Genomic DNA, 13,202 nt, shown 5'->3' with positions numbered 1-13,202 from the left:
GCTAGTTCTGCGCGCGGAGGTGCGCGGGGTACGCCAGGACGACCTTCTCCTTGCCGTTGTCGTTGATCTTGACCTTGTAGGAGCGACCCTGTTCGCCGACGATTTCGCCCGTCAGGCCGCTGAAGCGAGCGTGGAACCGACCGTTCGGCGTCGAGGGATCGATCTTCAGGTGGACTTTCTGACCCTCGTCGTATTCGGCGACGGAGCGCTGGGGCGGGGACGTGCCGCGCTCTCGGGGCTTGTTAGAGAGTTTCTTCCGCGTGCTGTTGAGGGGGCCGTTGGAACTCGGCATAGTCGTATGCAAGTTCGTACTTCCGTCGGAGTTATAAAACGCACGCTACGCGTTCGCGTCGGAGGCGCCGGTAGTGCCGGGCGGGAGGGACAGGCCTAACACGAACTCCGTCCATCCATCGGTATGGACGACGACGAGCACTTCGAGACGCGCGCAATCCACGCCGGACAGGAGCCCGACGAGGAGACCGGTGCGCTGATGACGCCGATCTACGCGAACTCCACGTACGAGCAGTCCGCGCCCGGCGAGCACACGGGATACGAGTACAGTCGAACCGGGAACCCGACCCGGAGCGACCTGGAGGACAACCTCGCGGCCCTGGAGGGCGGCGAGTACGGCCGCGCCTTTTCCTCCGGGATGGGCTCCATCAACACCGTGATGAACCTCCTCGACGCCGGCGACCACGTGGTCACGGGCGACGACGTGTACGGCGGGACGCACCGGCTGTTCACGCAGGTGTACGAGAAGTACGACGTGGAGTTCGACTTCGTGGACACCACCGACCACGACGCCGTCGCCGACGCGATGCGGGAGGACACGGAACTCCTCTGGGTGGAGACGCCGACGAACCCGCTGCTGCGCGTGAACGACATCGACGCCCTGAGCGACATCGCGCACGACAACGGCGCGCTCTGCGCGGTCGACAACACGTTCGCTACGCCCTACCTCCAGCGGCCGCTCGAACACGGCGCGGACATCGTCTCGCACTCGCTCACGAAGTACCTCGGCGGACACAGCGACGTGGTCGGCGGCGCGCTCGTCACGGACGACGCGGAACTCGACGAGGAGTTCGGGTTCTACCAGAACTCCGTCGGCGCGACGCCGGGGCCGTTCGACGCGTTCCTCGTCCTCCGCGGGACGAAGACGCTGCCCGTTCGGATGGATCGCCACTGCGAGAACGCGACCGAACTCACGCACTGGCTGGAGGCCCACGAACACGTCGAACACGTCTACTATCCCGGTCTCGAATCGCACCGCCAGCACGACCTCGCCGCCGAGCAGATGGACGACTTCGGCGGGATGCTCTCCTTCGAGCTCGACGCCACCCTGGATGAGGCGAGCGAGTTCGTCTCCAGCACGGAGGTGTTCACGCTCGCGGAGTCCCTCGGCGGCGTGGAGTCCCTCATCGAACAGCCCGCGGCGATGACGCACGCGGCCATCCCGAAAGAAGAGCGCGAGGCCGCGGGCCTCACCGACCCGCTCATCCGCGCGAGCGTCGGCATCGAGAACGTCGACGACCTGAAAGCCGACCTCGACCAGGCCATCGCGAGCGCGCTCGAATAACACAAACCGCCGTTTGAGCCTCCGCTGGCTGTTTATTCTCCCCCCGCGTTCTCCCGGGTATGCAGCGACGTGCCCTCCTCGCAACGCTCGGCGCGACGGCCAGCGCGACCGCACTCGCCGGCTGTCTCGGTGACGTGACCGATAGCGACGACACGACCACCGACGACGACACGACCACGGACGGAACGACGACCGACGGAACGACCACGACGCCCGCGAACCCGACGCGGTTCGTCGTGTCGGACGTGGCGCTCGACGACCTCCCGGACGGCGTGGACGCGGACGTGGCGGTGACCGGTGCGACGAACGCGACGGAACTGTCCCCGCCGACGATGCAGGTGGCGGTGACGAACACTGCGGACGCCGCGCGGACGTGGTCGTTCGGCGCTATCGTCCCGTGGTCGACGCTGTACGGGTCGCGCACCGACGGCGACGCGACCGTCCTGCTCGCGCCCGGCGGCGTCGGGAACGACGTGGTGCCGAACGCGCCGCAGGACGAGGCGTGCTGGCGCGCGACCGACGGCATCGCCACCATACAAGTCGTGAACGAAGTCGAGTTCGCGCCCGGCGAAACCCGCAGCGGGACGTACGCGCTTCTCGGCGGCCCGGAGAGCGACTGCCTCGCGGCCGCGACCTACCGGTTCGAGGACGGGAACTACCTCGGGGAGACCGAGTGGGGGTTCGAGGTGACGCTCGCGGACGCGTGACGGGACGGTAACGCCCGCACGCAGGTGGCTCGGGGGTCGACGAACGACCACCGCGGGACGAGCGGACGGCGGCGTTTTGATCGAGCGGAATCGAGTGCCGGCGACCGCCAGCACTCACAATAAAAAGGCCGTTATATCCGACCGACTTCGTCGACGTCGACGGATTCGACTTCGTCGACGTTGCGGAACGCGTCCTCGACGGCTTCCGTGCCGCCGGCTTCGTCCGGGATGATGACGGTCGGGAAGAGCGCGATGAGGCCGAACGCGACGTCCTCGCGGTCGGTTCGGCTGATCTTCGCGCCCTCGGGGAGCGCGTCTTCGAGGCGCTCGGTGAGGGCGTCGAGGTCGACTTCCGGGCTCTGCGGCATGACCTTGATGCGTGCGGCGACTTTCCCCATCGTTACGGCCCCCGGAATCCGCAGTCAGGACACTCGTAGAGGTTGCTCTGCTTCCGGCACTTCGAGCAGCGGTAGATCTGCTGGCCACAGTCAGGGCACTTGAACGAGGCGGCGGTCGTGCCGGAGATGTTAATCCCGCAGGAGACGCACTTGCGCGCCTGCCGGGTCTCTGATTCGCTCATACTGGGGTTAGTCGCGGGAGCGGTTTTAACGGTTGTCCTTTCCGCGCTAGCTTCCGGGGAGAATGTCACCGAGTGCCGCGCCGATAGCCATCGGGAAGAACGCGGCGACGCACGCGCCCAGCGCGACCGCCGGAGCCGTCCAGTCGATGCGGCCCCATCCGGTGAGCAGGACGACGGCGGTTCCGAGGGAGATGCTGATGACACCGACGAACCGCCGGGGCAAGACGCCGAGGAGTGGATCCTTGACGCGAACGTCCTGGATGTCCGCGACGTAGAGAACGCCGTACACGAGCGCGACGGTGGCCGCGACGGTGCCGGCGAGAAACCAGGGTCGAGCGGCGAAGAACGCGCCGACCTCGGTGGTGCCGCCCTCGACGGCCATCGGAACGCCGAACAGGAGACTCCCGAGGAACGTCTCCGTGATGTCCGCGCGGTCGTATCCGCGGATGACGTTCCCGAACGCGCCGCGGTCTTCGAGGTACGCGACTTCGTCCTCGACGTCCTCTGCGGCGTCGATCACGGCGGCCACCCGTTCGCGCGCGTCCTCGTCCACCGTGGCTTCGAGGGTTTCGAGTTCGTCGAACAGCTGGTCGAGTTCGCGCTCCGGCATGCGTCGGAGAACGCGGCCGTTCGGTATGAAGGTTGGCCGCCACGTTCTTTCGGGTGGCGTCGAACAAGTCCGGGTATGCCCGAGTATCCACGACCCCGGGAGTTGGAGCGCGGGATGACCGTCGAAATCGAACAGGGCCACGACAAGGAGCCGATTCGGGGCGAGGTGGCGACCGTGCTCGGCGAGGCCGACCCGAACGGCGCGGACGTGAAGCTGAAGTCCGGCGCGGAGGGCCGCGTGCGGCGCGTCGTTCCGTCGGAGGGCGGCCGCGAGCAGCCGCGGTAAGCGAAGACGTAGGTTTTTACGCGGACGGCGTGCAGTCCAGTGTATGACGCAGGGATGGTTCGCGAGCGGCGACGCCGACGACGTGGGCGCGCTCTCGGCGAGCGTGCGCGAGGGGTCGGCGGGCGCGCCCGCGGACTGGCCGACCGAGGCGGTCGAGGCCGGGTTCGCGACGGACACGGACGAGTACTACGACGCGCTCCACGCGGCGACGATGGCGGCCGCTCGGACGGCGGTTCGTGAGCGCGAACGCGCGACCGACCAGCAGCTGGTGCACGCCGTTCGCGGCGTCGCCGACCTCACGAGTACGGTGAACGAGCTGGCGGAGCGCGTCGCCGAGTGGGCGGGAAGCCTGTTCGACGAGTCCGGGACGGGCGTCGAGTACGCCCGCGAGGTCGCAGGCCGCGAGCCGAGCGACGTGACCGAGGAGCGCGTGGTGTCGCTCGCGGAGCGCGTGCGCGATCTGGCGAACGAGCGCGCGAACCTCGAAGCGTACGTGGAGGAGCAGTCGCGCGTCGTCGCGCCGAACCTCTCGATGCTCGCGGGGCCGACGCTCGCCGCGCGCCTCGTCGAGCAGGCGGGCGGCCTGGAGTCGCTCGCGAAGATGCCGTCCGGGACGGTGCAGGTGCTCGGGGCGGAGGACGCGCTGTTCGCCCACCTCCGCGGGCACGCGCCGTCGCCGAAGCACGGCGTCATCTACGTCCACGAGTACGTCCGGGGGACGCGGCCGGACGAGCGCGGGTCGGCCGCGCGGGCGATCGCGGGGAAGCTGAGCATCGCGGCGCGCATCGACCACTACTCGGGCGACCGGCGGCCCGAACTCGAGGACGAACTGGACGAGCGCATCGAGCGCATCCGCTCGCGGGGTGACGAATGAGCCTCCCCGACGGCGTGGAGCGCCGCGCGTTCGACGGGAGCGAGGGGTCGTGGCTGGCGACCCGGGGCGAACCGGCGTACGGCGAACCGGTCGAGGACGGGTGGCGGCGCTGGAACCCGAACCGCTCGAAGCTGGGCGCGATGCTCGAACACGAGATGGACGCCGGGCTCGCGGGGGGCGAGGCGGTGCTCTACCTCGGCGCGGCGAACGGGACGACGGTGAGCCACGTCGCGGACTTCGCGGGGCCGACGTACGCCGTCGAGTTCGCGCCGCGGCCCGTGCGCGACCTGCTCGACGTGGCGGAGTCCCGGGAGCGGCTGTTCCCCCTCCTGAAGGACGCGCGGAAGCCGGAGACGTACGCGCACGTCGTCGAGGCGGACGTGGACGCCGTGGTGCAGGACGTGGCGACGCGCGGGCAGGCGCGCGTGGCGGTCGAGAACGCGGCGTTCCTCGCGGACGACGGCCGACTGCTCGCGGCGTTCAAGGCGCGGAGCGAGGACGTGACGCGCGACCCGAGCGACGTGTTCGCGGACGTGCTGGACGAGCTCGAATCCGCGTACGAGGTGCTGGAGACACAGCGCCTCGAACCGTACCACGCCGACCACCTCGGCGTGGTCGCGCGACCCAAGTAGGGCGGCGGATGTGTGGTGAGCGCTCGCCGGCATCCGGGCTTATTTATTCGCGGACGGAGAACTGACGGGCGAATGGTGACGGGTTCGCGGGACGCGTTCACGGAACTCGGGACGCTCGGCGTCGAGGAGGAGTTCTTCGTGGTCGACGAGTCGGGCGTGCCGACCGCGGGGAGCGACCAGTTGGTGTACGACGGCGACCCCCCGGAGTTGCTCGACGGCCGCCTCGACCACGAACTGTTCAAGTTCGTCGTGGAGACGCAGACGCCGCGCCTCGACGGCATCGGCGAGGCGGGGAACGCGATTCGTGACGTGCGCGAGGCGCTCGTCGAGTACGCGGAGTCGCACGGCCTCGGCATCGCCGGCGCGGGCCTTCATCCGGGCGCGCGGTGGCGCGAACACGAGCACGCGGAGAAGCCGCGGTACCGCTCGCAGTTGGAGCGCATCCAGTACCCGCAGCACCGGAACACGACGGCGGGCCTGCACGTCCACGTCGGCGTGGACGACCCGGACAAGGCGGTGTGGGTGGCGAACGAGATCCGGTGGTACCTGCCGGTACTGCTCGCGCTCTCGGCGAACTCGCCGTTCTGGAACGGGTTCGACACGGGACTGGCGTCGGCGCGCGCGAAGATATTCGAGACCCTCCCGAACACGGGGATGCCGACCGCGTTCGAAGACTACGACGCGTTCGAGGACTACGAGGAGCGGATGGTCTCCCAGGGGAGCATCGAAGACCGCGGCGAACTCTGGTTCGACGTGCGCCCGCACTCGGGCCACGGAACGGTCGAAATACGGGCGCCGGACGGCCAGCACGACCCCGCGGTGGTTGAGGCGTTCGTCGAGTACACGCACGCGCTCGTCGTGGACTTCGCGGAGCGCTACGAGGACGGTGAACCCGGGACGGACGTTCGCCGCGAGATTCTGGACGAGAACAAGTGGCGGGCGCTCCGCCGGGGCCACGACGCGTCCTTCCTCGAACCCGCGGGCGGCGTCGTCGAACTCGGGGAGGTCGTGGAGCGGGAGGCAGAACGCCTCGGCGTCTCGGGCATCCGAGACGTGTATGCCCGGGAGAGCGGAGCCGCGCGACAGCGCCGTATCCGCAAGGAGGAGGGGGTTCGCGCGCTCTACGACGGAGTGCGGATCTGAGCAAAGCGTTTTAATCGCTGGGCGGCTTTCGTCGGGCAAGAGGCGACACATGTCTGATTCAGAGGACAGCGATGGCTCCCGGAACACCCGGGACCGAGCGAAGGCCGGGTTCGACGACCGTGTGGTGAATATTCTCTCGTGGGTTCTCGACACGGAGACGCGCGCGAAAATCTACGTCTACCTCCGCCAGCACCCGAACAGCACGAGCGAGGAGATCGCGGAAGGCACCGGACTCTATCCGAGTACGGTGCGGGAGGCGCTCGCGGAACTGAACGAAGAGGACACCGTGGAGCGCCGGAAACGCGAGAGCGGGGGCGCGGGTAACAACCCCTACGAGTACACGGCTATCGCGCCGAGCGACCTCGTTGGCGGCGTCGTCGGGCGCGTGCAGGACGAGCTGAACACCGTGTTCAACCTCGACACGTACCTCGGTGGGAACGGGGACGCGGCGGACGAGAACGAACCCGTCCACATCGAAGTCGAAGGCACGAACACGGAGCAGGAGAACCCCAACCGATAAACGCGCGCGGCGTTTCCCCCGGGGTATGGACGTGGCCCTCGGCGGGACGTTCGACCCCATTCACGACGGCCATCGCGCGCTCTTCGAGCGCGCGTTCGAACTCGGTGACGTTACGGTCGGCTTGACGAGCGACGACCTCGCGCCGAAAACCCGTAACGAGGAGCGACACGTGCGGTCGTTCGACGATCGGAAGACCGCCCTCGAGCGGGAGCTCTCCCGGTTCGCGGACGAGTACGCCCGCGACTTCGAGGTTAGACGCCTGGATGAGCCGACAGGCATCGCGGCGGCGGAGGAGAAGTTCGACGTGCTCGTCGTCTCCCCGGAAACGGAAGCGGGCGCGGAGCGCATCAACGAACTGCGGGCGGAGCGCGGGTTCGACCCGCTCGACATCGAGGTCGTCGACCACGTGACGGCCGACGACGGCGACATCATCTCCTCGACGCGCATCGTGAAGGGCGAAATCGACGAACATGGCAACGTCACGCCCGAGCGCGAGGGGCGAGCGCAGGAGCAGTAAGCTACCAATCCGGCGCGTCGAATCCGGCTTCTTCGACCAAGTTCTTCCACTTTCCCTGCACGGAGAGCCGTGATACGTCCGCGGCGTCCGCGACCCGTGATTGTGAGCGCTGGTCGCCCGCGATGAGCGCGCCCGCGTACACGCTCGCCGCGAGCGCCGCCCGCTTCGAGCGCTCCTCGTCGGGGAGCGTGGAGAGGAAGATGTCGCGGGCGTTCGACCGCGCGCTACTCTCGAGTTCGAGACGGTCTGCGACCGCGTCGAGTTCCGCGAGCCACTCCCGCTGATCCACTTCGTCGCCCGCACGATACATACCCGGAGTTGGTCGTTCCCGGATTTAAACCCACGGAGGGATGCGTCACGTACTTGTGCCGGACGCGGCTACCGGGAAGTGCGCGCGGGTCGCCAAGCCAGGCCAAAGGCGTAGCGCTTAGGACGCTATGGTGTAGACCTTCGCCGGTTCGAATCCGGTCCCGCGCACTGACGAGCGAATTCGAACTCAGTCAGGCGAACGGAGTGAGTCTGACGATAGTTCGAATCCGGTCTCGCGCACTGACGAGCGAATTCGAACTCAGTCAGGCGAACGGAGTGAGTCTGACGATAGTTCGAATCCGGTCTCGCGCACTGACGAGCGAATTCGAACTCAGTCAGGCGAACGGAGTGAGTCTGACGATAGTTCGAATCCGGTCTCGCGCACTGACGAGCGATGCGGCGAACGAAGTGAGGAGCGACTGCGCGAGGAGGAGCGAATCGACGGGAGAAGTGTTCGACGGGCGTCTGACAGCCCGCAATCCTTTTCGTAACCCGCACACGACGTAGGAGTAATGAGTTCGCTCTCCGGTCTCGCGACCGATCTCGTGGACGGCGTCGACGCGCTCTTCCTGTTCTCGCCGAGCGGGTCGTACTACGAGCGCGCGGCCGACCTGGAGGACACCGACGTGGTCGTTGTCGCGCAGGAGAACGCGGTCGGCGCGGACGAGTTCGTCGAACTTCCCCTCGAGTTCGCGGACGTGACGGAGCGCGTGCGCTTCGGCGTCGAGGGCGCGCTGGACGAGGGACTCGTCGAGGACGGCGAACTGATCGCGTGCGCGACGAACGTGTTCGGGGACGACATCGACACGATGAGTCGCGTGCGGGCGGACGAGTCCGCGCACTCCGGCATCTACGACCTGTTCGTGAACTCGCGCGCGGATCCGAGCGTCATCCGGGACGTGCTCGACGTGGTCATCGAACTCGGTCGGAAAGGCCAGAAGGGCAAGCCCGTCGGCGCACTGTTCGTCGTCGGGGACGCGGGGAAGGTGATGAACAAGAGCCGGCCCCTGAGCTACAATCCGTTCGAGAAGTCGCACGTGCACGTCGGCGACCCGATCGTGAACGTCATGCTGAAGGAGTTTTCACGCTTGGATGGCGCGTTCGTCATCACGGACTCGGGGAAGATCGCGTCCGCGTACCGCTACCTTGAACCGAGCGCGGAGGGCGTGGACATCCCGAAGGGCCTCGGCACCCGCCACATGGCCGCGGCGTCCATCACCCGGGACACGAACGCCGTCTCGGTCGTCCTCTCGGAGAGCGACGGGCTCGTTCGCGCGTTCAAGGGCGGTGAACTGGTCTTAGAACTCGACCCGGAGGCGTACTGATGGACGTATCCCAGTTCGTCGCGGAGAACTACGACTACATTCTCGCCGCCGTCATCGTCGCGTTCGGGGTGGTGACGGGTGCTGTCGCGCGCCGGATGAACGAGCGCGTGATGGCCGCGCTCGGCGTCGGGGACGCCGTCGAGGGGACGAGCGTCGAGCGCACCGCCCGAAACTTCGGGACAACGACGACGGCGTTCGTCGCCCGCATCTCCGGCTGGGTCATCTACGGTGTCGCCCTCGTCCTCGCGCTACGCGTCGTGAATCCGCTTCTCGCGACGGCGCTCTGGGTGCAGGTGACTGGCTACCTCCCGAACGTCGTCATCGCGCTCGTCGTGCTCGTCGTCGGCCTCATCGCGGGCGACAAGGCCGAGCTCGCCGTGAGCGAGCGCCTCCGCGGCGTGAAGCTCCCGGAAATCGGCGTGCTTCCCGTTGCTGCCCGGTACAGCGTCGTGTTCGTCGCCGTCCTCGTCGCGCTCAGCCAGCTCGGCGTCGCGACGATGGCGCTCGTGATCGCGTTCGCCGCCTACCTCGCCGCCGGTATCCTCGCCTTTCTCGTGGCGACCCGCGACCTGCTCGCGGCGGGCGCCGCCGGTCTCTACCTCCTCCTCACCGAACCATACGGCATCGGGGACACGATTCGCGTCGAGGACATGGAGGGGTTCGTGCAGGAAGTGGACGTGTTCGTCACGCGCATCGAGGACGACGGCACGGAGTACGTCATCCCGAACCACCTCGTGATTCGGTCGGGCGTCGTCCGCGTCATCGACTAATCCACGACGTCCGCGGGGACGCCCGCGACAGTCGCGCCCTCGGGCACGTCTTCGGCGACGAGGCTGTTCGCCGCGACCTGCGCGTCCGCGCCGATTTCGACTCCGGGGAGGACGACCGCGCCCGCCCCGATCATCGCGCGCTCGCCGATTACGACCTCGCCCGTTCGGTACTCGTCCTGGAGGAATTCGTGGCAGAGAACCGTCGCGTCGTACCCGACGATGGCGTCCGCCTTCACGGTGATGAGGTGCGGCCAGAACACGTCAGGGGTCGCCTCCAGGCCCCACGACGCGCCGGGTTCGACCGTCATCCCGAGGACGGTCGTGTAGAGCCAGTTCTTCAGTCGCATGCTCGGCGTGATGCGCGCGAGCACGACGACGGCGTAGTTGAGCGCCACGCGAAGCGGGTGGACGGCGTCCGGCCAGTGGCGGAGGGAGTTCCGGGGGCCGACCGTCGGGTGGCGGTCGAGGCGGTCGTGGCGTCGCTCGGTCACGCCGACGAGTAGGCGGCGAGCGCGCTAAAACCCACGTGTTTCGACGAACGTCGAGACCAGTTTTTATGTTCGTCGTACCCGTTTCGCCGACTGACGAATGAGTCAACGACAGATACCGAACGAAGTGGCGTCGGCGCGCGGAAAACTCGTCTACCTCTACCTCAGAACCGAAGGAACCGCGTCGCTCTCCGACATTCAGGCGGCACTCGGCCTCTCACAGCTCACGCTCCTCACCGTCCTGCGGTCGCTCCGCGAGACGGGGCACGTCCGGCGGACGACCGAGGGATTCGCTACGGTTTCGCGACCGGCGTGAACTCGCCGGTCACGTCCCAGTCGTGGATGCAGTACACGTCCCCGACTTCGTCGTCGCCGACCTGCCACGCGCCGGCGTCCTCGTCCCACACTTCCCGTCGACCGCAGCGGAGACACGACCGCTCGTCAGGCGTCCTGATTTCGACCATGCGCGTGGTACGTGCCCGAGAACCACGTTACTTGTGGTCGCGCCAGAACGCGCCGAGCTGGTCGCCGAGGAACTCCGGCGTCATCCGCACGAACTCCGCGCGCTCCTCCGGCGAGAGGTACTCGTGGACGGAGTGGCGCGCGCCCTCGACGTACCGCCGGCCCGCGAGCACGCGCACGCCGACCTCGTCCCGGCCGCGGATGACGCGGCCGATGGCCTGCCGGGAGCGCCGAACCGCGGGTACCGTGAGCGCGTACTCGAACGCCCGCTCCTCGCCGAACGCGTCGCCGTACGCGTGGCGGACCGCGCGGACGCGCGGCGACCCGATGTTCACGAGCGGAATCCCGACGACGAGACACGCCGCGAGCTTCTCGCCGTCGTAGTCAACGCCCTCGGTCAGCGTCCCGCGCGTGCTCGTGGCGAGCACCTTCCCCGGGCCGGCGAAGAACTCGGCCTTCAGGTCGTCCGTCGCCTCGTTCGACGAACTCGAATCCACGAGCACCTCCTTCTCCACGGCGTCAGCGAGGTACTCGCCCGCCCACGCCGCCTCCCGGTAGTTCGGCATGCACACCAGAACGTTCCCCGGACTGCGCGCGACCGTTCGCAGGACGTACTCGTACTGGTCGCGCGTCCGCGTCGGCTCACCGGGTTCACCCCGATTCGAGCGCGTGAACGGCGCGGCGTCCACAACGTAACTCGCGCGGTTCGACTCGGGGAACACCATGTCGTACGTGCGCTCCACGACGGGGCGGTCGTCGCCGCTCTCCAGGGCGTCCAGGCCGACGACCTCGCGGAACACGTCGATCGGTTCGAGCGTCGCGCTCATCAGCACGCCCCCGCCGACCTCCTCGAGCACGCCCCGAATCTGGTCGCCGGGCATGCAGTTGTACGTGACGAGCGCGGGCGTGTACGCCGCCTCGTACGTCCGGGAGACCGAGCCGGCGTCCGCGGGCGCGTGTTCGAGTTCTATCTCCCGGAAGAACGAGACGTGGTCGCGCTCCCACCACGCGCCGAGGAGTTGGCCGACCGCGGTGCAGACGCACTGCCGGTCGTTGTCGCCCTCGTTCAGCACGGCTTCGACGGCGGATCCGACGTCGCCGAGCGACCGCCACACTCCCCCCGTGTACCCCGACTCCTCCCCCCACTCCGTGAGGTCGTCCACCTCGTTCGTCTCCGGGTCGCGCAGCGGGATTTCGAGGTCGCGTTCGGGAAGCCGGTCGGGGTCGAGCGTCCCGTACTCGGTACTCAGGTGGGATTCGACGCGGTCGTCGAGCCAGCCGACGACGTCGTCCACGAGGTTCTTCGCGTCCTCGACGGCGTCCAGGGTCGCGCCGTAGTCCGCGAGTTTCTGGTCGAACTCGCGCTCGTTCTCGTGGCTCTGTCGGGCGTACTGGAGGAGCGTCTGGAAGTCGTTTCGCGCGCGAACGAGCGTGTGCCGGCCGATGCGGTCGCTCAGGAGGTCGCGCACGCGCTCCTCCATCCGATGGGCCTCGTCCACCACCACGAACGTTCCCTCGTCGAGCAATCCTTCGAGAAGCGGGCGCGTCCCCGGGTCGAAGAGGTGGTTGTAGTTCCCCACGATGACGTCGGCGTGTTCGAGCAGGACTGACTGCGCGCGGTGCGGGCACGTCCCGTACTCGACGGCCCCCGGAAGCAGTTCGTCCACCGTGACGACGTGGTTCTCGCCGGCGTCGAACCCGAGCGGCGACCCCTTCTCGCGGCCGTACCAGTCCGCCTCGAACGGACAGTAGAGCGCGTCCTCGTCGCTCACCTCGTCGGGCGCGCTCGGCTGGTGGCGGACGTACGGCGACTCAGCGCCCGCCGTGGCGAGCGCGCCGGAAAGCGTCTCCGGGTCGTCGTGGCGGGCGTCGCGGGCGAGCCGGCGCGCCGTCCCGGCGTCCCACCACGCGTCTTCGAGGGCGTCCTCGGGTCGGAGCGCCGCCGTCGCCTCGCCCGTCGGCGTGCCGCGCGTCGACCCCTCCCTGCCCTCCACCAGGGCGGCCGTGTTCTCCCGGAGGTCGTCGCAGCGCTCGTGCGTGCTCGCGTCCCGCGGGAACACGCCCTCGCGGCCGTACGGACACAGGTCGCGCTTCCCCACGAGCGACACGCCGTTCATCGGCTCGTCGAGGTCGTCGTTCATCGCGCGGAGGTCTTCTACGAACTGCTGGAGTTGCTGCTTCACCGGCGTGACGACGAGCACGCGCTCGAACCGACTCGTCTCCCGCACGAGCGTCGCCCCCGCCGTCAACGCGGCCATCGTCTTCCCGGTACCACAGGGGCCTTCCATCGCGAGAAATCCGCGTCGCTTCCCGACCTCGATTGCGGTCTCTATCGCGTCCGCCTGGTTCGCGTACGGCTCCTCGAACCCGAACACGGACTCCCAGGCGGACTCGCTCATCTACT

At 68.2% G+C, this 13,202-nt stretch carries 19 protein-coding genes and 1 tRNA gene; 12 read left to right on the top strand and 8 right to left on the bottom strand.

Features of this window, described 5'->3' with window-relative positions; genetic code table 11:
* Position 1 precedes the first annotated feature (1 nt).
* Positions 2-292: a 50S ribosomal protein L21e gene (locus FQU85_RS08215; protein WP_145846757.1), complete on the bottom strand. Its 291-nt coding sequence runs from the start codon at positions 290-292 to the stop codon at positions 2-4.
* A 123-nt stretch (positions 293-415) separates the two neighbouring features.
* Here FQU85_RS08215 and FQU85_RS08210 point away from each other — a divergent pair, with 123 nt between their 5' ends.
* Positions 416-1,576 (top strand): cystathionine gamma-synthase, encoded by a 1,161-nt coding sequence (locus tag FQU85_RS08210; RefSeq protein ID WP_145846755.1) that lies wholly within the window; start codon positions 416-418, stop codon positions 1,574-1,576.
* 59 nt (positions 1,577-1,635) lie between these two features.
* Positions 1,636-2,283, top strand: coding sequence for a hypothetical protein (locus FQU85_RS08205; RefSeq protein WP_145846753.1), 648 nt, complete (start codon positions 1,636-1,638; stop codon positions 2,281-2,283).
* A 131-nt stretch (positions 2,284-2,414) separates the two neighbouring features.
* Here the strand turns inward: FQU85_RS08205 and FQU85_RS08200 are convergent, their stop codons facing one another.
* Genes FQU85_RS08200 through FQU85_RS08190 form a run of 3 tightly spaced genes read right to left on the bottom strand, consistent with a single transcriptional unit; the run spans position 2,415 to position 3,473 of the window.
* Positions 2,415-2,681, bottom strand: a complete 267-nt coding sequence (locus FQU85_RS08200; protein WP_145846751.1) for an elongation factor 1-beta — start codon at positions 2,679-2,681, stop codon at positions 2,415-2,417.
* A gap of 2 nt (positions 2,682-2,683) precedes the next feature.
* Positions 2,684-2,863: an HVO_2753 family zinc finger protein gene (locus FQU85_RS08195; RefSeq protein ID WP_145846749.1), complete on the bottom strand. Its 180-nt coding sequence runs from the start codon at positions 2,861-2,863 to the stop codon at positions 2,684-2,686.
* A gap of 46 nt (positions 2,864-2,909) precedes the next feature.
* Complete coding sequence (locus FQU85_RS08190; protein WP_145846746.1) at positions 2,910-3,473, bottom strand: DUF2391 family protein; 564 nt, start codon at positions 3,471-3,473, stop codon at positions 2,910-2,912.
* A gap of 75 nt (positions 3,474-3,548) precedes the next feature.
* Between FQU85_RS08190 and FQU85_RS08185 the strand changes: the two genes are divergently transcribed.
* The 6 genes from FQU85_RS08185 (at position 3,549) to FQU85_RS08160 (ending at position 7,444) form a co-directional block, all read left to right on the top strand.
* Positions 3,549-3,758 (top strand): DUF2196 domain-containing protein, encoded by a 210-nt coding sequence (locus FQU85_RS08185; protein ID WP_145846744.1) that lies wholly within the window; start codon positions 3,549-3,551, stop codon positions 3,756-3,758.
* A 43-nt stretch (positions 3,759-3,801) separates the two neighbouring features.
* Complete coding sequence (locus tag FQU85_RS08180; protein ID WP_145846741.1) at positions 3,802-4,632, top strand: NOP5/NOP56 family protein; 831 nt, start codon at positions 3,802-3,804, stop codon at positions 4,630-4,632.
* Positions 4,629-5,264: a fibrillarin-like rRNA/tRNA 2'-O-methyltransferase gene (locus FQU85_RS08175; RefSeq protein WP_145846739.1), complete on the top strand. Its 636-nt coding sequence runs from the start codon at positions 4,629-4,631 to the stop codon at positions 5,262-5,264. The genes FQU85_RS08180 and FQU85_RS08175 overlap by 4 nt, the downstream gene beginning before the upstream one ends.
* A gap of 72 nt (positions 5,265-5,336) precedes the next feature.
* Positions 5,337-6,407, top strand: a complete 1,071-nt coding sequence (locus FQU85_RS08170) for a glutamate--cysteine ligase (protein ID WP_145846737.1) — start codon at positions 5,337-5,339, stop codon at positions 6,405-6,407.
* A 49-nt stretch (positions 6,408-6,456) separates the two neighbouring features.
* A complete protein-coding gene (locus tag FQU85_RS08165; RefSeq protein ID WP_145846735.1) occupies positions 6,457-6,927 on the top strand; it encodes a winged helix-turn-helix domain-containing protein in 471 nt (156 codons plus the stop codon).
* 25 nt (positions 6,928-6,952) lie between these two features.
* Complete coding sequence (locus FQU85_RS08160) at positions 6,953-7,444, top strand: phosphopantetheine adenylyltransferase (RefSeq protein WP_145846734.1); 492 nt, start codon at positions 6,953-6,955, stop codon at positions 7,442-7,444.
* 1 nt (position 7,445) lies between these two features.
* Here the strand turns inward: FQU85_RS08160 and FQU85_RS08155 are convergent, their stop codons facing one another.
* Entirely contained in the window at positions 7,446-7,754 is a 309-nt protein-coding gene (locus FQU85_RS08155) for a transcription initiation factor IIB family protein (RefSeq protein WP_145846732.1), read from the bottom strand.
* Positions 7,755-7,836: 82 nt separating this feature from the next.
* Between FQU85_RS08155 and FQU85_RS08150 the strand changes: the two genes are divergently transcribed.
* The 3 genes from FQU85_RS08150 to FQU85_RS08140 all read left to right on the top strand — a co-directional run bounded on the left by FQU85_RS08150 (position 7,837) and on the right by FQU85_RS08140 (position 9,848).
* Positions 7,837-7,921: transfer RNA gene (locus FQU85_RS08150), tRNA-Leu, on the top strand.
* Positions 7,922-8,265: 344 nt separating this feature from the next.
* The gene (gene dacZ, locus FQU85_RS08145) at positions 8,266-9,078 is read left to right on the top strand and encodes a diadenylate cyclase DacZ (RefSeq protein ID WP_145846730.1); all 813 of its coding nucleotides are present in this window, start codon (positions 8,266-8,268) and stop codon (positions 9,076-9,078) included.
* Complete coding sequence (locus FQU85_RS08140) at positions 9,078-9,848, top strand: mechanosensitive ion channel domain-containing protein (protein ID WP_145846728.1); 771 nt, start codon at positions 9,078-9,080, stop codon at positions 9,846-9,848. Before dacZ ends, FQU85_RS08140 begins: the two co-directional genes overlap by 1 nt.
* Here FQU85_RS08140 and FQU85_RS08135 read toward each other — a convergent pair.
* Positions 9,845-10,339 carry a DapH/DapD/GlmU-related protein gene (locus FQU85_RS08135; RefSeq protein ID WP_145846726.1) on the bottom strand — a complete coding sequence of 165 codons (495 nt, stop codon included), beginning with the start codon at positions 10,337-10,339 and terminating at the stop codon, positions 9,845-9,847. The two genes, FQU85_RS08140 and FQU85_RS08135, sit on opposite strands and share 4 nt — an antisense overlap.
* 97 nt (positions 10,340-10,436) lie before the next feature.
* On the opposite strand from FQU85_RS08135, the gene FQU85_RS08130 reads away from it, so the two are divergent.
* Complete coding sequence (locus FQU85_RS08130; protein ID WP_145846724.1) at positions 10,437-10,652, top strand: TrmB family transcriptional regulator; 216 nt, start codon at positions 10,437-10,439, stop codon at positions 10,650-10,652.
* Here FQU85_RS08130 and FQU85_RS13340 read toward each other — a convergent pair.
* On the bottom strand, positions 10,630-10,800 hold the full coding sequence (locus FQU85_RS13340) for an HEWD family protein (RefSeq protein ID WP_168219959.1): 171 nt from the start codon (positions 10,798-10,800) through the stop codon (positions 10,630-10,632). The two genes, FQU85_RS08130 and FQU85_RS13340, sit on opposite strands and share 23 nt — an antisense overlap.
* Positions 10,801-10,827: 27 nt before the next feature.
* Positions 10,828-13,197 (bottom strand): ATP-dependent DNA helicase, encoded by a 2,370-nt coding sequence (locus tag FQU85_RS08125; RefSeq protein WP_145846722.1) that lies wholly within the window; start codon positions 13,195-13,197, stop codon positions 10,828-10,830.
* Positions 13,198-13,202 lie beyond the last annotated feature (5 nt).

Origin of the sequence: Salarchaeum sp. JOR-1 (assembly GCF_007833275.1) — an archaeon.
Classification (GTDB): domain Archaea; phylum Halobacteriota; class Halobacteria; order Halobacteriales; family Halobacteriaceae; genus Salarchaeum.
This window is presented reverse-complemented; position numbering and strand designations above follow the sequence as displayed.

Excerpts from the sequence above, each read along its gene's own strand:
- FQU85_RS08125 (WP_145846722.1), bottom strand. The coding sequence starts at position 13,197 with ATGAGCGAGTCCGCCTGGGAGTCCGTGTTCGGGTTCGAGGAGCCGTAC.
- FQU85_RS08200 (WP_145846751.1), bottom strand. The coding sequence starts at position 2,681 with ATGGGGAAAGTCGCCGCACGCATCAAGGTCATGCCGCAGAGCCCGGAA.
- FQU85_RS08205 (WP_145846753.1), top strand. The coding sequence starts at position 1,636 with ATGCAGCGACGTGCCCTCCTCGCAACGCTCGGCGCGACGGCCAGCGCG.
- dacZ (WP_145846730.1), top strand. The coding sequence starts at position 8,266 with ATGAGTTCGCTCTCCGGTCTCGCGACCGATCTCGTGGACGGCGTCGAC.
- FQU85_RS08210 (WP_145846755.1), top strand. The coding sequence starts at position 416 with ATGGACGACGACGAGCACTTCGAGACGCGCGCAATCCACGCCGGACAG.
- FQU85_RS08195 (WP_145846749.1), bottom strand. The coding sequence starts at position 2,863 with ATGAGCGAATCAGAGACCCGGCAGGCGCGCAAGTGCGTCTCCTGCGGG.
- FQU85_RS08215 (WP_145846757.1), bottom strand. The coding sequence starts at position 292 with ATGCCGAGTTCCAACGGCCCCCTCAACAGCACGCGGAAGAAACTCTCT.
- FQU85_RS13340 (WP_168219959.1), bottom strand. The coding sequence starts at position 10,800 with ATGGTCGAAATCAGGACGCCTGACGAGCGGTCGTGTCTCCGCTGCGGT.
- FQU85_RS08160 (WP_145846734.1), top strand. The coding sequence starts at position 6,953 with ATGGACGTGGCCCTCGGCGGGACGTTCGACCCCATTCACGACGGCCAT.
- FQU85_RS08170 (WP_145846737.1), top strand. The coding sequence starts at position 5,337 with ATGGTGACGGGTTCGCGGGACGCGTTCACGGAACTCGGGACGCTCGGC.
- FQU85_RS08155 (WP_145846732.1), bottom strand. The coding sequence starts at position 7,754 with ATGTATCGTGCGGGCGACGAAGTGGATCAGCGGGAGTGGCTCGCGGAA.
- FQU85_RS08175 (WP_145846739.1), top strand. The coding sequence starts at position 4,629 with ATGAGCCTCCCCGACGGCGTGGAGCGCCGCGCGTTCGACGGGAGCGAG.
- FQU85_RS08180 (WP_145846741.1), top strand. The coding sequence starts at position 3,802 with ATGACGCAGGGATGGTTCGCGAGCGGCGACGCCGACGACGTGGGCGCG.
- FQU85_RS08130 (WP_145846724.1), top strand. The coding sequence starts at position 10,437 with ATGAGTCAACGACAGATACCGAACGAAGTGGCGTCGGCGCGCGGAAAA.
- FQU85_RS08140 (WP_145846728.1), top strand. The coding sequence starts at position 9,078 with ATGGACGTATCCCAGTTCGTCGCGGAGAACTACGACTACATTCTCGCC.
- FQU85_RS08185 (WP_145846744.1), top strand. The coding sequence starts at position 3,549 with ATGCCCGAGTATCCACGACCCCGGGAGTTGGAGCGCGGGATGACCGTC.
- FQU85_RS08190 (WP_145846746.1), bottom strand. The coding sequence starts at position 3,473 with ATGCCGGAGCGCGAACTCGACCAGCTGTTCGACGAACTCGAAACCCTC.
- FQU85_RS08165 (WP_145846735.1), top strand. The coding sequence starts at position 6,457 with ATGTCTGATTCAGAGGACAGCGATGGCTCCCGGAACACCCGGGACCGA.